Annotated in this window: 18 protein-coding genes, 2 tRNA genes and 2 pseudogenes; 8 read left to right on the top strand and 14 right to left on the bottom strand. The window is 66.0% G+C overall.

Annotated features, from left to right (window positions below; all coding sequences use genetic code 11):
- Positions 1 to 186: 186 nt before the first annotated feature.
- Positions 187 to 261 (top strand) — tRNA-Glu (locus ACE3TU_RS02775).
- A gap of 11 nt (positions 262 to 272) precedes the next feature.
- Here the strand turns inward: ACE3TU_RS02775 and ACE3TU_RS02780 are convergent.
- Complete coding sequence (locus ACE3TU_RS02780) at positions 273 to 1,073, bottom strand: class I SAM-dependent methyltransferase (RefSeq protein ID WP_374619943.1); 801 nt, start codon at positions 1,071 to 1,073, stop codon at positions 273 to 275.
- A 222-nt stretch (positions 1,074 to 1,295) separates the two neighbouring features.
- Between ACE3TU_RS02780 and ACE3TU_RS02785 the strand changes: the two genes are divergently transcribed.
- Positions 1,296 to 1,370, top strand: a tRNA-Glu gene (locus ACE3TU_RS02785).
- A 364-nt stretch (positions 1,371 to 1,734) separates the two neighbouring features.
- Here ACE3TU_RS02785 and ACE3TU_RS02790 read toward each other — a convergent pair.
- A complete protein-coding gene (locus ACE3TU_RS02790; RefSeq protein WP_374619946.1) occupies positions 1,735 to 2,610 on the bottom strand; it encodes a recombinase zinc beta ribbon domain-containing protein in 876 nt (291 codons plus the stop codon).
- 172 nt (positions 2,611 to 2,782) lie between these two features.
- Between ACE3TU_RS02790 and ACE3TU_RS02795 the strand changes: the two are divergent.
- The 4 genes and pseudogenes from ACE3TU_RS02795 to ACE3TU_RS02810 form a co-directional block, all read left to right on the top strand.
- A pseudogene (locus tag ACE3TU_RS02795) lies at positions 2,783 to 2,875 on the top strand (AIPR family protein); the annotation flags it as partial.
- 19 nt (positions 2,876 to 2,894) lie between these two features.
- Positions 2,895 to 3,644 (top strand): AIPR family protein, encoded by a 750-nt coding sequence (locus ACE3TU_RS02800; RefSeq protein WP_374619948.1) that lies wholly within the window; start codon positions 2,895 to 2,897, stop codon positions 3,642 to 3,644.
- Between the two features lie 249 nt (positions 3,645 to 3,893).
- Positions 3,894 to 4,238: a hypothetical protein gene (locus ACE3TU_RS02805; RefSeq protein ID WP_374619950.1), complete on the top strand. Its 345-nt coding sequence runs from the start codon at positions 3,894 to 3,896 to the stop codon at positions 4,236 to 4,238.
- Positions 4,239 to 4,407: 169 nt separating this feature from the next.
- Complete coding sequence (locus ACE3TU_RS02810; RefSeq protein ID WP_374619952.1) at positions 4,408 to 5,520, top strand: Fic family protein; 1,113 nt, start codon at positions 4,408 to 4,410, stop codon at positions 5,518 to 5,520.
- A 36-nt stretch (positions 5,521 to 5,556) separates the two neighbouring features.
- On the opposite strand, the gene ACE3TU_RS02815 is transcribed toward ACE3TU_RS02810, so the two are convergent.
- Both ACE3TU_RS02815 and ACE3TU_RS02820 read right to left on the bottom strand, forming a co-directional pair.
- Positions 5,557 to 6,573 (bottom strand): hypothetical protein, encoded by a 1,017-nt coding sequence (locus tag ACE3TU_RS02815; RefSeq protein WP_374619987.1) that lies wholly within the window; start codon positions 6,571 to 6,573, stop codon positions 5,557 to 5,559.
- On the bottom strand, positions 6,470 to 7,642 hold the full coding sequence (locus tag ACE3TU_RS02820; RefSeq protein ID WP_374619993.1) for a hypothetical protein: 1,173 nt from the start codon (positions 7,640 to 7,642) through the stop codon (positions 6,470 to 6,472). The genes ACE3TU_RS02815 and ACE3TU_RS02820 overlap by 104 nt, the downstream gene beginning before the upstream one ends.
- 108 nt (positions 7,643 to 7,750) lie before the next feature.
- Here ACE3TU_RS02820 and ACE3TU_RS02825 point away from each other — a divergent pair.
- Positions 7,751 to 8,940, top strand: a protein-coding gene (locus ACE3TU_RS02825) for an IS3 family transposase (RefSeq protein ID WP_374619954.1) whose coding sequence is annotated in 2 segments (ribosomal slippage) — positions 7,751 to 8,006 and positions 8,006 to 8,940 — 1,191 coding nt in all. Because the reading frame shifts where the segments join, the coding sequence is not laid out codon by codon here.
- Here ACE3TU_RS02825 and ACE3TU_RS02830 read toward each other — a convergent pair.
- From ACE3TU_RS02830 to ACE3TU_RS02860, 7 genes and pseudogenes are all read right to left on the bottom strand, one after another.
- Positions 8,825 to 9,622, bottom strand: a complete 798-nt coding sequence (locus ACE3TU_RS02830) for a hypothetical protein (protein ID WP_374619957.1) — start codon at positions 9,620 to 9,622, stop codon at positions 8,825 to 8,827. The genes ACE3TU_RS02825 and ACE3TU_RS02830 overlap by 116 nt on opposite strands.
- Complete coding sequence (locus tag ACE3TU_RS02835; RefSeq protein WP_374619960.1) at positions 9,619 to 10,086, bottom strand: hypothetical protein; 468 nt, start codon at positions 10,084 to 10,086, stop codon at positions 9,619 to 9,621. The genes ACE3TU_RS02830 and ACE3TU_RS02835 overlap by 4 nt, the downstream gene beginning before the upstream one ends.
- 207 nt (positions 10,087 to 10,293) lie before the next feature.
- Positions 10,294 to 10,509 carry a hypothetical protein gene (locus ACE3TU_RS02840; protein ID WP_374619963.1) on the bottom strand — a complete coding sequence of 72 codons (216 nt, stop codon included), beginning with the start codon at positions 10,507 to 10,509 and terminating at the stop codon, positions 10,294 to 10,296.
- Between the two features lie 41 nt (positions 10,510 to 10,550).
- Positions 10,551 to 12,005, bottom strand: a complete 1,455-nt coding sequence (locus ACE3TU_RS02845) for a glycine cleavage T C-terminal barrel domain-containing protein (protein WP_374619990.1) — start codon at positions 12,003 to 12,005, stop codon at positions 10,551 to 10,553.
- A gap of 8 nt (positions 12,006 to 12,013) precedes the next feature.
- Positions 12,014 to 13,474: a 2Fe-2S iron-sulfur cluster-binding protein gene (locus ACE3TU_RS02850; protein ID WP_374619965.1), complete on the bottom strand. Its 1,461-nt coding sequence runs from the start codon at positions 13,472 to 13,474 to the stop codon at positions 12,014 to 12,016.
- Entirely contained in the window at positions 13,471 to 13,695 is a 225-nt protein-coding gene (locus tag ACE3TU_RS02855) for a sarcosine oxidase subunit delta (protein WP_374619966.1), read from the bottom strand. The genes ACE3TU_RS02850 and ACE3TU_RS02855 overlap by 4 nt, the downstream gene beginning before the upstream one ends.
- 67 nt (positions 13,696 to 13,762) lie before the next feature.
- Positions 13,763 to 15,015: pseudogene (locus ACE3TU_RS02860) on the bottom strand (sarcosine oxidase subunit beta family protein).
- A gap of 98 nt (positions 15,016 to 15,113) precedes the next feature.
- On the opposite strand from ACE3TU_RS02860, the gene ACE3TU_RS02865 reads away from it, so the two are divergent.
- Complete coding sequence (locus ACE3TU_RS02865; RefSeq protein ID WP_374619968.1) at positions 15,114 to 15,740, top strand: TetR/AcrR family transcriptional regulator; 627 nt, start codon at positions 15,114 to 15,116, stop codon at positions 15,738 to 15,740.
- A 104-nt stretch (positions 15,741 to 15,844) separates the two neighbouring features.
- On the opposite strand, the gene ACE3TU_RS02870 is transcribed toward ACE3TU_RS02865, so the two are convergent.
- The 3 genes from ACE3TU_RS02870 to ACE3TU_RS02880 are packed head-to-tail and all read right to left on the bottom strand — an operon-like array spanning position 15,845 to position 21,867.
- The gene (locus tag ACE3TU_RS02870) at positions 15,845 to 17,833 is read right to left on the bottom strand and encodes a preprotein translocase subunit SecA (RefSeq protein WP_374619969.1); all 1,989 of its coding nucleotides are present in this window, start codon (positions 17,831 to 17,833) and stop codon (positions 15,845 to 15,847) included.
- Positions 17,826 to 19,970 carry a peptidase M50 gene (locus ACE3TU_RS02875; protein WP_374619971.1) on the bottom strand — a complete coding sequence of 715 codons (2,145 nt, stop codon included), beginning with the start codon at positions 19,968 to 19,970 and terminating at the stop codon, positions 17,826 to 17,828. The genes ACE3TU_RS02870 and ACE3TU_RS02875 overlap by 8 nt, the downstream gene beginning before the upstream one ends.
- A 4-nt stretch (positions 19,971 to 19,974) precedes the next feature.
- Entirely contained in the window at positions 19,975 to 21,867 is a 1,893-nt protein-coding gene (locus tag ACE3TU_RS02880; protein WP_374619974.1) for an efflux RND transporter periplasmic adaptor subunit, read from the bottom strand.
- Position 21,868: the final 1 nt, after the last annotated feature.

A 21,868-nucleotide genomic window follows, 5' to 3' on the forward strand; every position in this document is an offset into this window, starting at 1 on the left:
CGCCTACGCCATGCGCAACAAGGGCGTGGGTGGGCTCGGCTGCTATCCGGGCCGCAATTTCATCCACATAGACGTGCGAGACCGGCCGCGCGGCTGGAGCAAGCCGGTGACGTTCTCAGGCTGCTGAAGCGCCGAAAATGCACTTGCGCGTCAGGGGGAACGCCCCTATACGGACGCCACTCCGCGGCGCCCTTCGTCTATCGGTTAGGACGGCACCCTTTCACGGTGCAGAGAGGGGTTCGACTCCCCTAGGGCGCGCCATTTCCCCCCTGTTATCGCCCGAGTTGCTGCGGTACCCGCCCCCTGACGGCGTTCGCAACGGCGTCGTAGGTGATGCTGCCGTCTGCCGCCCCGGGGAAGGCGGCCATCAGCCTCGCCCTGAGAGTGTCGCGGGCCTGCGGTGAAAGCGAGCGTATCCGCTCGGCCTGCGGACCGACCGGCAGCGTACTGGACTGCCAGAAGTCCTCGAAACTGTCGAACCGCACCTCGATGCGGAACACCGCGGTCTCGACGCCGTCAAGTCCCGCCCCTTGCCACAAGCCGGCCAGCGACTCGCGTTCCGAGACCGCCGCAGAAGGCGGCATCGGCGCCCCGTGGCCGATCTCGGCGAGCGCCCTGTAGACGGGCGCCAGCGGCAGGCCGCCGCCCGGCAGGTCCCACATATAGGCAGCGACGGTGCCTCCCGGCCGTGTTACCCGCCGCATTTCGAGCATCGCCTTCGCCGGGTCGGGGATGAAGGCGATCACCAAGGCCATCACCGCCGCATCGAAACTGCCGTCCTCGAAGGGAAGCGCCTGCGCGTCGCCGATGACGAATGTCGCCCCCGCCGCGCCGGGCCGGTGCCGTGCGAAGGCCAGTTGCGCGGGCGCCGGATCGACCCCGGCGACCTTCGACGGGGACGCGCGGCGCACGATTTCCTCAGTGAACGCGCCATTGCCACACCCGACATCGAGCCAGGCGAGGCGAGGCGCAAGAGCACACCAATCGAGAAAGCCGGAGCCGACCGCGCGGCTCCAGCGCCCCATCAGACGTTCATAGGCCGCCCCATCGGAGAACTGCTCGTTCGCTGACATCTGCTCCTCAGGCTCCACGATCCGCCTCCCTGCCCCGACTGCGCGGGCATACTAGGACAAGAGCCGACACCCGACCAGCCCGGGTCCCGAACGAGTGCGTCGGTCGACACGGTGGATGGCCCGAGCGGCCGGACAGGCTCGCATTGACAGGATCGGGCCGGTGCGCTACTCCCACGGCGCTTCGGACGCGTCACGACTGGGTGACGTTTCCAGAGGTCCGCCGCGCCCATCGTCTAGCGGTCAGGACACCGCCCTCTCACGGCGGGAACAGGGGTTCGATTCCCCTTGGGCGCGCCAAATCACCAACACCACCAATTGCACGACTTAGGACACTGTCTAAGGCCTTGAACGGCATAGACAACTCAACAGTTCTAACTCCTTCTTTTCGATGATACGCAGGCCGTGCACCAAAGACGAGTTTCATCACCGTCCGACGGTCCTCCAGCAGGCCGGAAGCCCATAGAATCCCGGGGTTTGCCAGAAAGGCCATTGCCGTTCTAGGTGACTCGTCGATAGTCGACTTGGGCTGCCCCGAACTCTGAAGCTTCTCGCGTATGACGAGCTTTTCATTTTCGAGCGCCTCGATGCGCTGCTCATACGCCGCGACCACACTCGGTAAGCTCGCCTCAACGATCAGGCCGAGAAGACGACCTACCTCGCGCTAAACCGTCGTAAGCCGCTCCTTGAGTGCTGCCTTTTCCTCGGCGGCATTCGCCTGGCGCTTATCCCAAAGGTCCCGGAATATTCGCGTCGCGACTTTCACAACGCTGGGCTTTGGCGTTACCGACTGAACCAACGCCTCGATGTCGCCTTCGATCTGATCTTTTCGGATCGACTTTCCGTAGCTCGCGCACCCCCTCTTGGGGCAAAGGTAATACGCATGGCACTTCGTCTTTCCGGTCGACCAGCAAGCTGTCAGTAGCGTTCCGCAGTCCGCGCAAACGACAAAGCCCCGAAGCGGGAAGCTCTCATCGAGGTTCCTTCGGCGTGGCGCATAACTCGCACCGCTGAGGCGATCCTGGATGCGCTGAAACGTCTGAACGCTGATCAGTCCCTCGTGCAGCCCCTGCCTGCGTGACAAGCCCCACTTGGGCGACTCAACCAGTCCTGCATACACGCAGTTCGCCAGCATCTCGCCCACACGGCTATGCCGAACAATTCCGGTGGAGTCTTTCGGAAACAGAGGGTTGTCCTGGAGGACGCGCACGACATCCGCCTGCGTTTCCAGGACACCATTGGCGTAGTCTTCCAGAGCGGCCTTCACGACAGTCGCGGCGGGCACTTCGCGTTTCAGCATCTTTCCCTGCCCCGTGATGGTCCGATACCGATAGCCAACGGGCGCTGCGAAGACAGCATAACCGGCCTCGAGCCGGGCCTTCATCCGGCCAATGGTTCGCTCACCGTTGCTCCGGCTTTCGTACTGGGAAAACTCAACCTCAAGTCCCTCCCTGAACTGAGACGCGGCGTCTTCGCCATATTCGATGGTCGGCGTGCTGGCCTGCAGCCGAGCGCGACAATCGCATCCTTTAATTCCCAATATGTGCGCCGATCACGCGCCAGTCTCGATACCCGCATCCCAGATGACCGTGATGCCGCGACCCTTATGCTTTTTCAGGAATGCCAGCATGTCGTCCCCATGCCACGTCGGCTCGCGACCGTGCCGGTAATGTCGTCCGAGAACGTGGCGATCACGTGAAGCCCAGGCAAAGCTCACGCCTGCGGATCAGCGGCGCTTCAAGGCCGAGAATCCGAAATCCCAGATGTTCGCCAAAACGGACCTGGCCAAATTTGAGAATGTCTGGGACGACAATCCGCGATTTCGTGAACCTCGGTGCCCAGAAAAACTTCGCGCGGTTCGCGGGCCGGATCGGCAAGGAATGGACCTCGTCCCCGACCGCGCCCGACGCCTTCAACGAGTTCTATTTCCGCCGTGCTGTCGCGCGGGCGATCATTTTTCGGACAACCGAAAAGCTCGTTTCTGAGCAGAGCTGGTACAACGGTAGCTATCGCGCAAACATCGTTGCTTACGCCATCGCCTCGATTGCCGAGGTCTGTCGGCAGAGCGCGGAGGCAATCGACTATGCCCGTATCTGGGACACTCAGGCGGTCCCGCCTGGTCTTGCCGAAGCTCTCGCGACAGCAGCGAAGTTCGTCAATGACGACCTGACCAACCCGCCGCAGGGTATCTCGAACATTTCCAAATGGGCAAAAAAGGAAGCCTCCTGGACCCGCATCCGATCAAACATTGCCACCCTCGACAGCGTGCTCCCCGACAGCTTCCGGGACGAGCTGGTGTCGCCCGACGAGATCAAATCCGAAAAGAAGGACGCGCGCAAAATCCAGAAGCTCGACAACGGCATCAATGATCAGATGCGCGTCATCGAGATCGGGGCGACGGGATGGCGTCACCTTCTCCAGGAAGGAACGAAGCGCAGGCTCCTGACTGAGAAGGAGATGGGTGTCCTCGCGGTTGCCGAAAAGATGCCCGCCCGAATCCCGACCGAGCGCCAGAGCGCCGTTCTCATGGAAATACTCGACAAGCTGGCGGGTGAAGGGGTGACTCCAAGCTGATCATGGAAGAAGTCGAGGATTTTGCCGCATACACTGCGGAGCGGTCCTCTCTGATACAACGACAGGAGCGTTTCACCGCATGAGCAGTATCTCGTAGCCTTTCTGGGAAGTGTCCTTGCCGGTACGACCGAACCGGACAGGCAGGTCCATCCTCCGGCTGCCCGCATCCTCAGCTACAGTAAGGACATGCGTCAGCGGGTTGAACGCTTCCGCCGTGTGTCCGATCAGCCGGGTGGCGCTGTGACGTGGATGCCCGAGCTGGAGCCTGTGCGTGCCGTCATTCTCAAGAATGCCCGCGGCCATGCGATGTTTGAGTATGGTGAGCCGATGCGGGACGAGCCTGCCAGCGTCGCGGCTGTTCCGCTTGTGCAACTGACGGATGAGCAGCGTGCCGACTTCGAGAACGTGGCGATCGACGTCTGGCCTGAAGTTGGCAGTCGCATGATGACCCGTATTGCAACGGGGCAGGATCTGGCTGACGGGTGGGTCATCGTGCAGCCCGGCATCTACAGGTATGCTGTCACACAGGATGGGCTGATGACCGTCCGGATTGTCATGTTCGAATACCTTGCCGCCGAGGTCCGCTGGGACTGATCAGGGGCGCCTCCCCCAACTGTCGTGAACGGCCCTCTGCGGGCTTAAGTTATCGCGAAGGTCGCTCCGATGCGGCGAATGAGGTGGTTATTCGCCGCATATAGCGCGGCGAATAAGCTTGCCCGTGCGGCGAATCTGGCGCATAATCTCCGCAGGAGATGCGGAGATTATGACTATCCCCTATGTCTATGAATTGGCCGATTGGCCCCGGTTTTGCTGGAATGACAAGGCGCTGTCAGAGCACCTGGCGTCCGTGCGGCATCGTCAGGGCCGCCTGGTGGGTCGCATGGAAGCCCTCGGGTTCCAGCTGCGCGGCGAGGCCATGCTGCAGACGCTGACGCAGGACGTTCTCAAGTCCAGCGAGATCGAAGGCGAAACCCTTGATCCTGAGCAGGTCCGCTCCTCCATAGCGCGCCGTCTTGGCATGGATGTCGGGGCGCTGCCGCCCGCTGACCGCAATGTCGAGGGTGTTGTCGAAATGATGCTCGACGCCACGCAGAACTACGCCGCGCCCTTGACCAAGGACCGCCTTCTCGCCTGGCACGCGTCGTTGTTCCCGACAGGTCGCAGCGGCATGACGAAGATCACTGTCGGGGCATGGCGCGATGACAGGACCGGTCCCATGCAGGTGGTCTCGGGGCCGATGGGGCGCGAGAAAGTTCACTACCAGGCGCCACCCGCGCAACGTCTTGATGATGAAGTGGCGGCGTTCCTCGATTGGTTCGAAGCCAGGTCCGGCTACGACCTCATGCTGAAAGCCGCCGTCGCACATCTGTGGTTCGTGACCATCCATCCGTTCGATGATGGCAATGGTCGCGTCGCGCGCGCGATTGCCGACATGGCGCTCGCCCGGTCGGAGCAAAGCCCGCAGCGCTTCTACAGCATGTCCGCGCAGATACGCGTCGAGCGCGGTGCCTACTACGACATTCTGGAACACACCCAGAAAGGCAGCCTGGATATCACCGAGTGGCTGAGCTGGTTCCTGGGTTGCCTTGATCGTGCACTTGATGGCGCGGAAGGCATCCTTGCGAAGGTGCTGGCCAAGGCACGCTTCTGGGAGAAGCATGCTCAGGCGCCGTTCAACGACCGGCAACGCGACATGATCAACCGATTGCTCGATGGCTTCACCGGCAAGCTCACCTCCGGCAAGTGGGCCATCATTGAGAAGTGTTCGCCCGACACCGCCCTGCGCGACATCGGCGACCTGCTTGAACGCGGCATTCTCGCGAAGGAGCCAGGCGGCGGGCGCAGCACAAACTACGCCCTGGTCGAAGGTGACTAGGACCGATCCCGGCCCGCACCGCCAACCTTGGTCAGGTCACTTCGCGGATGCCAACCGCCGCCCGACGCCCAGGCTGACTAGTGCGGCGATTTCACTGGCGCGGTGCGTTACCGCCAGTCGCCGCTGCTCCTCCTCCGTCAGCCCGTTGTCCAGGCTCCGCGCAATTCGGTCCTTCGGAACACTGCGCACGACCTCCATAGCAGCCGCGTACCGCTTGTCTGGATCGGGACGCGCGGGCGCCCATGCGTTTCCGCGAAGCACGGACTCTACGGCTATGTCGCCCGCAGCACCTTCGAATCCGCCCGCAAGATAAACGGGCTGACCAGCATCCACCGACACAAGGAATTCTTCCACCACACCGGGAAGATCGCCGACGAAACCGGTTACTCTTCCTCCGAGAAGGATCCTTCCCCCGGTCGAGGCCGTGACCATGCGCCTCATCGAAGACAGGCTTCCTTTGACTTCCTCAATATCCGCCACCGGCTCCGCTACTCCGTCGCGGCCCGCGTACGGATCGTCGATCTTGTTACCTTCGGCATCGAGGAACGTCAGGTCACCATAAAGACCCAGGCTGTCTTCGAATGCTTTCAGCCGCTCTACCGTCATGCGCCGATGCTCGGGCCAAGCCAGCACCGCGTGAAACGGCCGATCACGGCGCGCAAAACGCTGAAGCTCCGACGCCAGATATGCCCCGTAACCCTCGGGGTCTGTGTATCCGCCGTAGGTCGCCTCGCCGCCCGCTATCAGAATGGCGCGCGCGATCTCCCCGAGGGCCAGCCGGAAATGCTGCTCCAGCCAAGCCGCCCGAGATCGGGACTGTCCGACACCGAAATCCCCAACCGTATGCCGCGGAGTGCCTCGGGTCCCAGGAGTGCCATCTATCCGCCCCTCGCGGCCAACAGACGAGGCGTGACCACGTCGAGCGTCGCTCCGGTACCCGTCGCTTCCATCACGCGATCGAGCACGAGTCTCTCGTCCGGACCGAGCGGTGGGTCGGGATGAAGAACCAGGACGTGTTCCTCCTTCGTGAGCGGAGCACCGGCAGCATACGATCCGACAACCACGCGAGTAACGTGACCGGCTCCGGCGCGTGGGGTGCCCACCGGCCGACCGCCATTTCGCCCCCCTTTTCCGACAGCTCCTTCTGTCGCCGCCAAAGAACGCGCTTGAGACTCTCGTCCACAAGTGCGTTCAGCGCCCGATACACGTCGGCCTTGTTCCACTCCCCATTTGTCTTTCCAACGGGGATGCGAGGTACATGGTCCATCAGGAAAGAGCCGCGCTCCTCGCCGGGACCCGGCGCATCCATGAATATCACCGGCATGCCGGATTCGTTCGAAATACGCACCTCGCGCTGACACCATTCGCGACTCGGATACAGGTCGGTCCTGATAGCGAGCAAGGCACTCGTGGCAGCATTGTCGCGCAGCGTCTTGTCCCAATCGCGTCCAGGCTGAAGATCGCTCATATCGAAGAAGTCGCGCAACCGCGTCTTGGCAATCGTGTCGCGCACCAGATCGACGGCCTTTCTCGTGTCCTCTTCGTCGCCTTTCCGCGCGTGCTTGGTGTGGCTGATAAAGACCTGGAGGCGGTCGCCCTCGTCGGAACTGAGCTCCTGCGCTAACCCCTGCGTCAGGTCACGGCAAAGCAGCGAGATCGCATCCTCGCCCTCGACCTCTGGGTCGGCAGCACCGACGCGCTGGAAGCCGCCAAGTATCGCCCCGACATCGGTACCGTTCATCGCGCCATCGTTCAACGTGTAGGGAAAAACGCTGGCCACGCCCTTCTGCGCTGCCGCTTCATTGCGCATCCGCTCTGCATACACGCGCCAGGCGTCGTCGCCACCGACCGCCATCGCCATCTCATTCCCGATCAGAGGCACGATTGCTATATATGCACTGCGTTCGAGACCGTGCGGCAAGTCGCCATCGTTCAGCGGCAGCGGTCGAGGCACCCCACTTGCATCCCAGGGCTCGGTCCGGACGAGCACCTCTATCGCCCCGCCGATCAGCCCGGTGAAAGGCGTGCCGTGGAAATGATCGACGATAGCCGCCGCAATACTCGCCCCAGCGGTATCCTTCGGATGCCAAACAACATATATTTCCAGAATCGGGGGCAGCATTTCATATACCTATACTTGTAACGTTATTACGCTTATCCTGACGCTGACGTTGCCCCCTGCAGCTAATCCAGTTTGAAGTAGGCTCTGGCCCCACGACAAGGACCAGAGATGAAGCGCAGCAGGTTCACCGAAGAGCAGATCATCGGGATATTGAAGGAGCACGAGGCGGGGGTTCCGGTCGCGGACCTTTGCCGCAAGCACGGCGTGAGCAATGCCAGCCTCTACAACTGGAAGGCCAAGTATGGCGGCATGGACGTCAGCGAGGCCAGGAAGCTGAAGGCGCTTGAGGACGAGAATGCCCGGCTCAAGAAGCTGCTCGCCGATGCCATGCTGGACAACTCGGCGCTGAAGGATCTTCTTGGAGAAAAATGGTGACGCCCGCTGCCGAGCGAGATGCCGTCGCCCATCTCCAGACTGCGTTTGGGATGAGCGAGCGGCGGGCGTGCCGAGTGTTGAGCTGCTGCCGGATGACGATGCGCTATCGGGCGCTTCGCACCGATGACATGGCCCTGCGCGAGCGGATGAAAGCCATTGCCCATGAGCGGCGACGGTTCGGCTATCGTCGGCTGCATGTGCTGCTCAAGCGCGAGGGTCATGTGGTCAACCACAAGCGGTTGTTCCGCATCTATCGGGAAGAGAAGCTGACTGTGCGCCGGCGAGGTGGCCGCAAGCGGGCCATGGGCACCAGGGCGCCGATGCTGATCCCGATGCAGCCCAACGACCGGAGGTCGCTGGACTTCGTGTCCGATCAGCTCACCGACGGCCGCCGGTTCCGGGTGCTCACGGTGGTCGATGACTGCACTCGCGAGTGCCTGGCGCTCGTCGCCGACACATCGTTGTCGGGGCTGCGGGTGGCAAGGGAGCTTGAGACCCTCATTGCCAGCCGTGGCCGGCCCCGGATGATCGTCAGTGATAACGGCACCGAGTTCACCTCGAACGCCATCCTCGGCTTCGCCGATCGGCAGCGCATCGACTGGCACTACATCGCTCCGGGCAAGCCGATCCAGAACGCCTTCATCGAGAGCTTCAACGGACGGCTACGGGACGAGCTGCTCAACGAAACGCTGTTCCCCTCGCTCTCACAGGTGAGGGCGAACGTGGCGTCCTGGAGGGCCGACTACAACCTCAACCGACCTCACTCCCGGCTCGGCTGGCTCACCCCGGCTGAATACGCCGAGACCTTCAACCCGCGACGGGATCTGGCGCTGCGCTCAATGCAAGGCTCCGCACCAGCCCCCGTCGCTCACCACGGCCAGATCGGCCAAACCAACCGCCCGAGTCTCCGTCACGCTGGATAGAGGTTGGGGGCAACGTCAGGTCTGGCGCTGGACGCCGGAAAGTCGCGATCTTGAAGTGAAAGGCGCTTTGACTGACGCCGACCGAATAGAGCACGTTCCAGAAGGCAAGAAGGACCGGGTCGACCAAATCCACCGGACTGGATTCACCTAAGCAACATGCCACGCGAGAAAGAGAAGCGGCCAGCTGGGGCACCGTGTGTGCGCTCAAATGCCGGGGCAGCTTCAGTGCTCCGGGCACGCGGCTTGTTTTCGTTGTGCCACGCCTCTTCTGGTGACGCTGAACGGCCTGCGCACGCTCGATGCGTTGCGCGCGCACGATTTTGCGCCGTGCCCATTTGAGCGGCGTCAGTTCCCGGCGATGCCGTCTGCGCTGTTCGCGAAGCGCCTCAAGCTCGACCGTTGTCGGCACGAGCATGCTGTCGGTCCGAAGCGCATCAAGCGTCAGAAGATTCCGGGGACTACCCAGCCGCCCTTCCAGGTCTTTCCGTTTGATCCCCGTGTATCGCGACACCGAGAAGACTTTGCCCTTCGCAATCGCCTCAGCTTCCGCCAGCGCGTCTGACAGATTGTCAGACACAAAGCCCCGCAGCTGCTCGACGGTGACGTGTTCGTTCTCGTCGGTGCGGAGCAGATGCTTCGCGAGCGCTCCGGCGCCGCCGCGTTGCGAGCCCTTGAGGATCATTCGTCATCCTCCGGCTCGTCATCCGAAGCCTCTGCGCAGGATGGGTCCGACGCGGCGTTGAACGCCTTTGCCGCCTGCACCTGCCGGTAACTGGGCTTCTTCTCCCTCTTCCCGAGCCCGCGCATCAGCGCGTTGTGCATCAGGCGCACGTCGTCACACGCCTCACGCAGGCGCATGATCGTGTCGTCATCGGGAAACAGTTCGCCGTCTTCGGCTTCCCTCGCGAGGCGATCCAGGTTCGACGCAAGCTGGCTTGCGCCCAAAGTCGCCAGCAGATGCGCGAGTAACGTTTGGTTCGCGAGCGTCAGACCGTTGTTGCGCGGCGTGATCGGCCCGGTATCGAACAGGCACTGTTTGACGTAGGCCGACAGGGTCTGTCTGCCAGCCCGCGCCAGGAGCGCGTCCCGTTCGGCCTGGGTCAGCCTTACGGAAAGGGGGCTCGGATGCTTTAGGGGCTTGGACATGGACCACTCCCCGAAAGCGGCGTCTGCCGCCGTTCAAGGGTGGTGTTCCACGATGATAGGACTTCAAACAGCTCAGCCGACTCGGCTAGAGTTAAGTTCGAAGTCGCGCCATCCGGGCGCGCCAGTCTTTTCAGGCACTTCGCTGATACGGAACGCCAGGGGCGCAAGTGCGGCTCGCAATGCGATTGCTCGCCTCCCCTTCCCTCCTCAGGACCTGAAGGCCGTTGGCCGCGACAGATCAAGCAATCGCCGTGCGCGCGTGAGGTGCGGCCGGTCGAGCATCTGGCCGTCGATGCCGAGAGCGCCTCTGTCCGGACTGGCGGCGAAGGCATCGACGACCCGGTGGGCCCAGGCGAGCTCCGCCGCTGATGGCGTGAAGGCTGCGTTGATGATCGGGACCTGCCGCGGGTGAATGGCGAGCATGCCGGCAAAGCCGTCGCGGCGGCCGCGCCCGGCATTTGCCGCTAGGCCGGCTTCGTCGGCAATTGCGGGGCGCCCGGCCGGACGACACGAACCCGCCCGCCGCCGCGCCCGCCCTTGAGCTCGAGGACCTCGCCGATGCGGTCGCGTCCCCCCTTGACGAGCCCCAGCGCGACCCCGTGCCCCAGCACCGGGCTGAAGCCGGAGGAGGTCACGAAGCCTTCCGTCGCGGCCGATATGCCGGGGCGGCAAAGATGTGCGCCTATGGGCAGCACGCCCTCGCCACCCGCGTCGGCGAGACCCACGAACTGGAAGCGGTCGCCAGCCTGGTCGGCGGGTCGCACGAGCGAGCGCCGGCCGACGAAATCGTCCCCCCGCTTGAGCACATGTCCCCACCCGATATCGAGTGCGGTGGTGGTGCCGTCGGTATCGACGCCCACATGGAGGAAGCCTTTCTCGGTCCGCAGGAGCATCCAGGCATCGACGCCGACCGGCGTGAGGCCGAACTTGCCTCCGGCATCCATGAGGCGTTGCCGCAGCGGCTCGGCCTGGCTCCACGGCACCGCCACCTCGTAGGACACTTCGCCCGTGAAGCTGACGCGCGACACGCGGGCCGGCAGCCCGGCCACGCGCCCGTCGCGAAAGCTCACGTGCGGCAGCGCCTCCGCCCCGATATCGAAGTCGACGCCCACCGCACCCAACACAGCGCGCGCCGCCGGCCCGGTGATCGTCATGACGGAGCGGGAGGTAGTGACCGGCGCGACGATCACGTCGAGATCGGTCCACTCGCATTGCAGCCATTCCTCGAGCCACACCGCGATACGGCCGGCCCCGCTGCTTGTCGTTCCGACGAGGAAGCAGTCCTCGGCGAGGCGCGCGACAACGCCGTCGTCGATGACGATGCCGAACTCGTTGAGCATGATGCCGTAGCGCAGGCGGCCGATCTTGAGCGTGGACACGGTGTTGGCGTAGATGCGGTCGAGGAACGTCGCCGCATCCGGTCCCCTGACCTCGATCTTGCCGAGCGGGGACGCATCGAAGAGGCCCGCGGCATGGCGCACGGCGAGGGCTTCCCGCCGTTCCGCCGCCGCGCGGTCCTCTCCCGGGCGCGGATAGTAGGAGGGCCGCAGCCAGTCGCCGTATTCCTCGAACACCGCGCCGGCTGCGACGTGGCCGTCCTGCGCCGCGAGGCGGCGGACCGGGCGGAACAGCGCCTCCCGCTGCCGCCCGCGAAACAGGCTCAGCGGCACCGGCACGAACGGGAACCGGAAGCCGGTCGTACCGACCTCGGGGAGGGTCTTGCCGACCAGCTCGCTCACGATACCGAGCGCATTGATGTTGGAGGTTCGGCCCTGGTCCGGGGCCATGCCGAGGGTCGTGTAGCGCTTCACATGCTCGATGGAGGCGTACCCCTCGCGCACGGCGAGGTCGATGTCGGCGGCGGTGACGTCGTTCTGGAAATCGACGAAGGCCTTGGCCCTGCCGTCGACCCGCCACAACGGCGCGGTCAGCCCGGCCGGCTGCGCGGCGCCCGTCCGCGGGGCGGTGGCGGAACCATCCGAGGGGAACCCGGCTTTCGCCGCCGCATCGAGGCCGGCCTCGTGCCCGGCACCGAGCGCGCCGGCGAGCGACATGTCCCCGGTGCAGGCGCCCGCCGACTGCTCCGCCTGCCCGGATCGGTCCGGCCGGAAGCGGCATGCCGTCTCTTCCCAGCGCAATGTGCCGCCCGACTGGCGGAACAGGTGGACGGCCGGATCGTGCCCTCCCGACATGGCGAGCACGTCGGCGGCGATGCGCCGCTCGTGTCCGTTCGCATCGCGGACAAGAACGCCGGCAAGGCCGGGCGAACCGGATGTCCCGACGACGACGCCGGTGAACACGTCGATCCCGTGCCGGCGCATCCGCTCGCGGGCATCGTCGCCATCGCCCTCGCGGCAATCCACCACCGCCGCGACGCGCCCGCCGCGCGCAAGGAAGGGCTCGACGAGGCCGTAGGCGGCGTCGTTGTTGGTGAAGGGACAAAACTCTCGCCGGCCCGCGCCCCATACTGCACGAGGTAACGATGCACCGCCGAGGAGAGCATCACGCCCGGCCGGTCGTTGCCCGGAAAGACCAGCGGCCGCTCGAAGGCACCCGTCGCCAGCACCACACGCTTGGCCCGCACGCGCCACAGCCGCGTGTGTGTGCGCGACCCTGCCGGCAGCCGCTGTGCGAGGACCACTTCGTTGTGGTCGAAATAGCCGATGGCTGCCGTGCGGGTGAGCACCCGTGTGTCGGCGCGACCCGCCAGCAGTGCGGAACACCCGTCCACCCAGTCCCGGCCCGTGCCACTGTCGATTTCCGCATCCTGCCAGCGCAGCGAGCCGCCGAGCAACGGCTCCTGCTCGGCGAGGATGACGCGGGCCCCGCCCGAGGACGCGGCGACCGCCGCTGCGAGCCCCGCCGGCCCGCCGCCCACGACGAGCACGTCGCAATGGGCATGCAGCGCGTCGTAGCGCTCGGTGTCCGGTGTCCGCGGCGGACGCCCGAGCCCCGCCGCGTGGCGGATGAACGGCTCGAACAGATGCCAGGCCGGCCACATGAATGTCTTGTAGTAAAAGCCCGCCGGCAGGAATCTCGCGAGCACCCCGTTGATCGCGCCCACGTCGAAATCGGCGCTGGGCCAGCAATTGACCGGATGCGCCGCGAGCCCATCGGTCAGTTCGATCTCGGTGGCGCGCAGGTTGAGCTCGGTCCGCGAACCCGTGGTCACCGTGACGAGCGCATTGGGCTCCTCGACGCCAGCCGCGAGCAGGCCCCGCGGACGGTGATACTTGAACGACCGCCCGACCACGGACACGCCGCTGGCGAGGAGCGCCGAGGCCAGGGTATCGCCGGCAAGCCCGCGATACTGCCTCCCGCCAAAGCTGAAGCCGAGGGGCTTGCCGTAGTCCACGTCGCCGCCGCCGTCGATCCGTCTGCCGCTCACGGAACCATCTCCGGCGGTCTCTCGCCCATCCGGTAGACGGCGCGGATGGCGTGGGTTCGGGTGTCGCGCGCCACGTTGAACCACTGCCTGCACCCATGCAGGTGCAGCCAGCGCTCGAAGTGCACGCCCTTGGGGTTCTTCCGAAAGTAGAGATACTCGGCCCAGGCGCGGTCGTCGGACTGGTCGAAGGCCGGACGCGTGATGTGGCTCTCCCCCCGCACACGAATTCGGGCTCGTCACGCGGGCCGCACCAGGGACAGTCTATTCGCAGCACGATTGTGCTCCCTCCTAGTGGGAAATGCCGGCGCCGGCGGCTTCGTCGATGAGCGCTCCGGTCTCGAAGCGTTCGAGCCCGAACGGCTCGGCGACGGGATGCGGGCGGCCCGTCGCAAGATGGTGGGCGAGCAGCACGCCGCCGGCCGGTATCGCCTTGAAGCCGCCCGTCCCCCAGCCGCAATTGAGATGGAGGCCCGGCAGCGGGCTTTCGCCGATGATGGGACTCGAGTCGCGCACCACGTCGACGATGCCGGCCCATTGGCGCAGCAGCCGGATGCGTCCGAAGGCAGGATATTGTTCCGCCACCGCACCGACGATTTGCGCCCCGACCGGCAGGTTGCCCCGCTGCGCGTAGGAGGGATAGAGTTCGAGGCCGCCGCCGAACACGAGCCCGCCCTTGTCCGACTGGCTGATGTAGACGCCCGTCGCGAGCGACAGACAGACCGTGTCCAGCACAGGCTTGACCGGCTCGGTCACGAAGGCCTGGAGCGCGTAGCTGGTGATGGGGAGGCGGAAGCCAGCTTTCTCGGCCAGCACGGAGGAATGCCCGGCGACGACGATGGCCCCCTTGTCGCATGCGATCCGGCCCAGGCTCGTCTCGACCGCCTGCAGGCGCCCGGTCGCGCCTTTTTCGAACCCCGTGACCTCGCAGTTCTGGATGATGTCGACACCCAGCGCATCCGCCGCCCGGGCGTAGCCCCAGACCACCGCGTCGTGGCGTGCCGTGCCGGCGCGGCCCTGCGTAAACCCGCCCAGCACCGGGTATCGGGCCCGGGGCGAGCAATCGAGCGCCGGCACGCGGCGCTCGACGCCGTCGCGGTCGAGCTCGGTCACGTCAACGCCCAATAGCCGCATGGCGCCCGTCAGCCGTGCGATCATCTCCATGTCGTGGCGCGTGTGGCCGACGATCACGAAGCCGCGCTGGCTGAGCATGACGTTGTAGTTGAGTTCGAGCGAGAGCTTCTCATAGAGCCCGAGGGCGAGCTCGTAGAGCGCGATGCTCTGCGGATAGTAGTAGTTCGAGCGGACCACCGTGGTGTTGCGGCCCGAATTGCCGCCGCCGATCCAGCCCCGCTCGAGCACCGCGACGTTCCGCACCCCGTGTTCTTGGCGAGATAGTAGGCGGTGGCGAGCCCATGCCCGCCGCCGCCGACGATCACCACGTCGTATTTCGGCTTCGGCGCCGGCGCCCGCCAGGCCGGATCCCAACCGCGATTTCCGAACAGGCCTTCGCGGAATACGCGCCAGGCGGAATAGCGTGCCATGCAAACCTCGAAGCTCGGCAGCGGGCCGAGCGATGCAGTCACCGTAGAGTACTTTATGGAACTTGACAATCGCGCCCCGAGCCCGTGAGTTTGGGGCCATGTCCAGACCCAAGACCAAGCCCAAGACCGCGGCCGCCATATCGCCCAAACGCAGTGCCGGCCGCGTCTCCAACGCGCGTCTCGGGCGCGCGGAGTGGATCGCCGCGGCCCGCGCGGCCTTCATCGAGGGCGGTCTGGCCGGCGTCAGGGTCGACATCATCCGCCGACAGCTCGGCGTCACTACCGGCAGCTTCTACTGGCACTTCAAGGACCGCGAGGCGCTGCTGGCGGAGATTCTCGCCGATTGGGAGGAGACCAACAGCCGGCCGCTCTTCGACGCGGTCGCCGGGGCGGGTGACGACCCCGAGCGGCAGTTCGCCGACGTGTGCATGGTGTGGCTGGAGGAGAGCGCATTCAGCCCGGCCTACGACTGGGCCATCCGCGACTGGGCGCGCACTTCGCCGAAGGTGGAAGAGGCGGTCCGACGCGTCGATGAACGCCGCATCGAGCTGCTCCACGGCATTTTCCGGCGCCTCGGCAACGGCGAGCCGGAGGCGCTGGTGCGGGCCCGGATCACCTACTTTCATCAGGTCGGCTACTACGCGCTGCGCATCAGCGAATCGCCGGAGACGCGTCGCGACCTGCTGCCGACGTATATCGACCTGCTGCTCGGACGGGGATCCTGAGGGGCCGGCCGGGTGTCCGTAAACGGGTGCCGGGTCGCGTCCCTGCCCCCTCGGCCGAGGTTTGGCGCACCTTGGGCGCGTCAAAACACCCGGTTTCGTGGCGTCTATTCAGGCCGGCCCGAGAAGGCCATGGTGGTCGACTGCATTTCGTCCGACTTCAGCAGGCTCGCACGCATCCGGTGGTGAATGCGCTCGAGCCGCCACTGCGCCACGTCAATGGCAAGGCGTCCGGGCCATTGGCCCAGCACGGGTCTCAGCGCGCGAGCGACGCGCGCGAGGACGGCTCCGGGACCGTCGGCGAGGATGTCGTCCTCCAGCGACAGGTAGGTCTCGAAGCATCCAGGCTGCCCCTGGCGGGCACTGCGCCCAGCCAGTTGCAGGTCGATCCGCCTCGCCTCGTGGCGCTCGGTCATGAGAACGTGCAATCCGCCGAGGTCTTCCACGCCGGGACCCAGCTTGATGTCGGTGCCACGGCCGGCCATGTTCGTGGCAACGGTTATTGCCCCCAGCAGGCCTGCGGCCGACACGGTCTCGGCTTCGGACTGATCCTGACGGGCGTTGAGCACGCTGTGAGCCAGGCCCGCCTCGGTGAGCCTGCGGCTGGCATCCAGCGAGGCGGCGACGGTGTGCGTTCCGATGAGCACCGGAACGCCGCGCCCGTGCAGTTCGCCCACCCGCGCCACGACGGCGCGCCACTTGTGATCGACTGTCGAGAATACCCTGGGGGGTCTCACGATGCGCCGCACACGGCGATGTGTGGGAATGGCGACGACGTCGGTGCCATAGATCGTCTTCAGCTCGGTGGCGACCGGAGCGGCGGTGCCGGTCATGCCGGACAGGAGCAGGTAGCGCCTGAAGAAGCGTTGATAGGTCATCCGCGCGATGGTGGTACGCGCCGGCGAAGGCTGGCAGCCCTCCTTGATTTCGATCAGCTGGTGCAGGCCGTCGCTCCACGAGCGATCCGGCATGGCGCGCCCCGTGTGCTCGTCGATGATCACCACCTTTCCGTCGCGGACCATGTACTGCTGGTCGCGATGGAACAGCAGCAGGGCGGACAAGGCCTGACGCATCAGTTCCTCGCGCCGAACCACGCCACGCCACCCCTGCCCCCTGCCCTCGGCGAAAGTGGCAATGGCGTCCCGTCCGGCCGCGGTCAGCACGATGCGCTTTTGGGAGACAACGACCTCGTAGTGCTGGCCGGGCCGCAGCGATGCCGCGAAGCTCAATGCATCGTCGGCGGTGCCCGGGTCGACGGGTGACGGCGTTTGCGCCGAAATGATCAGGGGCGTCCGTGCCTCGTCGATCAGCACGCTGTCGGCCTCGTCGACAAGGGCACAATGCAGGCCACGCAGCCGCAGCTCCGGGAGGCGCGAGCCCCCCTCGCGCAGGGCCTCGAACTTGAGTGCTGCCGTGCCGTCCCTGGCCCCCAGAACGATCCGGTCGCGCAGGTAGTCGAAGGTCAGCTCCTTGTTGGTGCAGTAGACGATGTCGGCGGCATAGGCGGCACGGCGCTCAGCAAAGGACTGGCCGGTGACCACGACGCCGACGCTGAGGCCGAGGGCCTCGTAGACGGGACGGCCGTACTCCGCGTCGCGCCGCGCGAGGTAGTCGTTGACCGTCACCACGTGAACCGCCCGACCGGACAATCCCATGCAACCCGCTGCAAGCACGGCCGTGAGGGTCTTGCCCTCGCCCGTCGCCATTTGCGCGATGAACCCTTGGAGCATCGCATAGGCACCCAGAACCTGAACGTCGTAGGCGCGCTGTCCGATCCGGCGCGACGCCGTCTCGCGAACGAGGGCCATGACTGCGGCGAGCTCGTCCCGCGTCGCCCGGTGCCGGCGACGCAGCCGCTGCGAGAGCGTGCGCGCTTCCGCCCGAAGCCCGTCGTCCGACGCGGCCGCGAGCACCACGCCTCGTGCGTTGACCCGGCGCAGGATGCGGCGGAGCCCCGGCAGATGGCGCCACCTGAAGGCGGCACCGAGCCGCGCGGCAAAGCCCGCGACAAGGCGGTCCACACCCTTGGGCGCCCGGACCCGGCGTTCCTCATAGGGCACCGGCGCCGGCAGCGCTGACCGCGCCAGCTCAAGCACCCAACTGCCCCAGAAGGGTCTGCCGGATGGCCCGCATCAGGCGGAAAAGCAGCGGTTCGCTGCCATGGTCGAGCCGAACCCAGGCGCGCGCCCCATAGAACAACTCCTCCGGCGCACGCTCGAGCGCGATATCGAAGACGAACAGGCTTTCGAGCGCGGCCGGCCCGCCGGCACCTCCGCCGAGAGCGATGTCGCCGCCATCCGTGGTGGAGAGCGCCAGACTGGGCAAGTCCTTCTGCGCAGCCGGAACGGCTCGACCGATACTGGCCGGAATACTCAGCTCCGGGGCGAAGGCAAGGCGAACATCGACGCTGCGGGTTCGGGCCCTCACCAGATCCACTTCCGACTGTGGCACGACAATCCTGACGACAGGCGTGCGGTCCGGCACGACATAGCCGAGCAGATCGCCCTGGCGATAGAAGCGCCCCAAGAGCGAGCGGGTCTCCGGCAGGACGAAGCGACCGGCGAGCCCCGCCTGGAGGGTCAGGCCGGCGGCGCGCTGATCGAATGCGGCAAGAATGGCCTCGGCATGCGCCCGACGCTCGAGCAGCACGGCCGCCTGAGTGCGATCGCGGAAGCGCATCGCCTCGTATTGCAGGTTGAGCTCGTCGACCTGCGAGGCCAGAACCGCCCGGCGCTCGGCGATGCCGGGGTCTTCGAACCGCAGGAGCGGGGCCCCGGCACTGACCGCCTCGTCGGGCTGAGCCAGAACCTCGACGAGCATGCCGGCGGTAGCGGCGCGGACCTCGTCCTCGCCGGGCAGCCAGACCACTCCCTGGGCGACGGTGGCGTAGGGCAATGGGACGAAGCCGACGAAGCCGACGATCGTGGCAAGGAACACCGAGGCAACGGCTATGGCCCTCCCCCGGCGATGTTGCAGCCGGGGTGAGGTGAACAGGAAGCCGATGCCCTTGAGCATTGGAAACAGGAAGGTGCTGGCGAGGCTGAACAGCGCCAGGGCGACACCGACGAAGAACAGCTTGGTGGCGACGATCAGGGCGATCGCGATGCTGAGGAAGATGCGGTAGATGAAGGCCAAGACCGCGTACGAGAGGAGCCACTTGCGCTCGGTGCGCACGTTGGCGGGCGACTCCACCGACTCGATGCCGAGCAGGTAGCGCTGCACGAGGTACCAGAAGTACTTGTTGGCCCTGCTGCCGAGATTGGGAATCTCGATCAGGTCCATCAGGATGTAGTAGCCGTCGAAGCGCAGCAGCGGATTGCCGTTGAAGAACAGCGTCGAGATACTGCCGATCAGCATCACATTGAAGGCAAGCGCTCGGGCCAGACCGGGCTCGGCATTGACCCAGAAGATCATCGCCAGCGCCGCCAGCCCGAACTCCACCATGATGCCGGCGCCACTCACCACCATCCGCCGCGCCTTGGACTGGAAGGCCGTGGCTGAGGTGGCATCGACATAGGGGGCCGGCACGAAGATGAGCAGCATGATACCCACCTCGTGCACCTGGCCGCCCCACACCTTGGCGGCATAGGCGTGCCCGGCCTCGTGCAGAGCCTTGACGAAGGGGTAGACGGCGACGATGAGCGCCAGATTGCCGACGCTCAGCAGCCTGTCGGTGGCATCGCCGGTGAGTTCCGCCCAGTTCATCGCGCCGAGCACTGCCCCGGCGATCACCAGCGCCAGCCAGGCCAGCAGCCCCCAATAGCTGAACAGCGGCCGGACCAGCCCGACGGTGGCATCGAGGAAACGGTCGGGATCGAACAGCGGGAAGCGCAGGGCGAGCGGGTTGCGCAGGCGGCTGACGACCGTGCTTCGCGACGCCTTCAAGGCACGGTCGGAGATCTCGCCGAAATCAGGCGGCAACTCGCTCTGCAGCAGATCGCTGGCGTGAAGCTGCGAGAGCAGCTGGATCATCTCGTCCTGGGTGGGCGGATCGTCGCCTGCCTTGCGACCGACCATGTCCCATATCTCATCGAGCGTGCGATGACCGTCCATCAGAGCCAGGGCCAGGTTGGCCGCCGGGGACAGACGGTGGAAGCGCCCCGTCTGGTGATCCTGCAGCACATACCACAATTGCCCGCGGAAGCGCTGGCGGTGGATTTCGGCGTGGCCCCGCAGCCGCGGCTTCAGGGCACTGACCCGGTACCAGGACGAACTGAGCAGCGACTGGCTCATCTGGTCACGGGACCCAGCGCCAGAGCGTCAGCCGCAGCCAATCAAGGATCGGGTGCAACCAGATGGCAAGCAGCGGCCGTTGCTCGACGGAGACCTTGCCGACGCCCGTCATGCCGGGGCGCAGCCGGTCCAGATCTCCCGCAATGGCCGCCTCGACGCGAAAGCCGTTGCGGCCCTGCACCTGGACGGCCACCGGCGTGATGACCTCGACGGTGATGTCGTAGGGCTGCTCCGGCAGCGACGTGAAGACCACCTGTCCGGACTGCCCCACCTGGAGTTCGGCGATGTCGCGCTCGTCAACCACCATGACGACGCGGTAGCCGGTGAGCGGGGAGAGCTCGAACAGCGTCTCGCCGCGGGCAACGGAGGCGCCGATGCGCTGGCTCAGGTCGCCGCTGACCAGCAGGCCGTCGAATGGGGCGAGGATGCGCAGCCGGGCCAGTTGCTCATCGATCAGCCGAAGCTGGGAGTCGGCCTGATCGATGCGGCTCTGGATGATGTTGAGATTGGCCGGTTCGCGGGCGGCCAGCGCCCGATCATACTCGTAGCGGTGCTGCTGCTTCTCGGCCTCCCAGCGCAGCCGTTCGAGGTTGAGCTCGCGGTCCTCTAGGCTCGCCAACTCGTCGCCGGCCCGAACGAAGTCGCCGGCCCTCGCCTTCGCCGTCTGCACGTAGCCATCGTAGGCCGACACGACGGAGCGGCGCTCGCTGCCCTCGACCTGGGCATTTGCCGTGACCCTGAACGTGTCGGTCGCGAGACTGAAGAACACCACCAGAGCGAGGAGACCTGCGACGAACAGCTTCCGCCAGACGTGGCCGGGGCCGAGCAGGCGCTTGAGCTGGGTGTAGAGCGCGTCTCCGGCCTTGACGATCAGCCAGCGGTCGTTGCGGCGCTTCTCGTAGAGGATCGGCCCGATGGCAGCGATCACGATGTCCAGAAGCTGCACCAGATCGGGTTCGAAAGGCTGGCCGGCGGCACGCTCGAAGGTCACGGCACCGACAAAGCGATCGACGACGAGGAGCGGGATGGTCAGCAGGTTGCCGCTGCGCTGCGCATGCGCCAGCCCCGCATGGGCGTGCGTGGCGACGACATCGTCCGGAGCGACCGGAAACCGGATCATCGCCCGCTGATCCACGGCCTCGTCCATGGCGGCGCCGAGCTGCTGCACCAATTGCATGGAGCGGGAGAAACTGGCGCTGTGGGAGATGGCGGTCACTCGCGTCGAGCCGAAGCGGACGAAGCCTATGCTGACCCGGGCGCAGTCGAAGCGCAGCGCCATCTCGGTTGCCGCGGCGATGCCGGCAGAGCGGAAGTCCTCCTTCTCGATGACCGTGGCGAGAATCTCGAGGGTCGCGCGCGAGCGATCACGCTCCCTTCTGGCCTCTCCGGAAGCGGCGGCCCGCAGGTGATCGCGCAGCCAGGCGAGGCCCCACTGCATCTGCCGTACCTGGCGGGACGCCGCCTCGCGATCATCGGTCCGTGGATCGGCCGCGACGCCCAGAATGGATACCGCGACGAGACTGCCGTCGATCTCCACCGGCTGGCCGATCAGGCGATGCGCCCCGCCACCGCCGGCCCTGAGGATGGTGCGGGACTGTGCGACCACGAGGGCCGCCATTTCGGCCAGAGGCTTGGGCACCTCGCCCGCCCTTGCCGGCCATGCGGCGACCAAGGACGGCCGCCCCTGATCGACGAGGAAGAGGGTTGCGGCGTTCGCGCCGGGCACCGAAAGCACCTGGAGCCGTACAAACGCCGCGGCGAAAGCGGCAGTGTCGGATGCGCCGAGCAGCTTTTGCCAGAGCGCCGGCTCAAGAACCTCGGGCTCGGCGGCCGATCCGGTGGCTGCGTCCGGTGGCGGGCTATCGATAGCGGAGCCGTCGTCGTCCTGCGCGGCCAAG

This window comes from Devosia sp., assembly GCF_041917035.1.
Taxonomy (GTDB): Bacteria; Pseudomonadota; Alphaproteobacteria; order Rhizobiales; family Devosiaceae; genus Devosia_A.

Coding starts and splice junctions, on each gene's coding strand:
- ACE3TU_RS02780 (WP_374619943.1), bottom strand. CDS start 1,073: ATGTCAGCGAACGAGCAGTTCTCCGATGGGGCGGCCTATGAACGTCTG.
- ACE3TU_RS02805 (WP_374619950.1), top strand. CDS start 3,894: ATGCCCGAGCTGGAGCCTGTGCGTGCCGTCATTCTCAAGAATGCCCGC.
- ACE3TU_RS02810 (WP_374619952.1), top strand. CDS start 4,408: ATGACTATCCCCTATGTCTATGAATTGGCCGATTGGCCCCGGTTTTGC.
- ACE3TU_RS02820 (WP_374619993.1), bottom strand. CDS start 7,642: ATGCTGCCCCCGATTCTGGAAATATATGTTGTTTGGCATCCGAAGGAT.
- ACE3TU_RS02830 (WP_374619957.1), bottom strand. CDS start 9,622: ATGATCCTCAAGGGCTCGCAACGCGGCGGCGCCGGAGCGCTCGCGAAG.
- ACE3TU_RS02835 (WP_374619960.1), bottom strand. CDS start 10,086: ATGTCCAAGCCCCTAAAGCATCCGAGCCCCCTTTCCGTAAGGCTGACC.
- ACE3TU_RS02840 (WP_374619963.1), bottom strand. CDS start 10,509: ATGCTCGCCATTCACCCGCGGCAGGTCCCGATCATCAACGCAGCCTTC.
- ACE3TU_RS02865 (WP_374619968.1), top strand. CDS start 15,114: ATGTCCAGACCCAAGACCAAGCCCAAGACCGCGGCCGCCATATCGCCC.
- ACE3TU_RS02875 (WP_374619971.1), bottom strand. CDS start 19,970: ATGAGCCAGTCGCTGCTCAGTTCGTCCTGGTACCGGGTCAGTGCCCTG.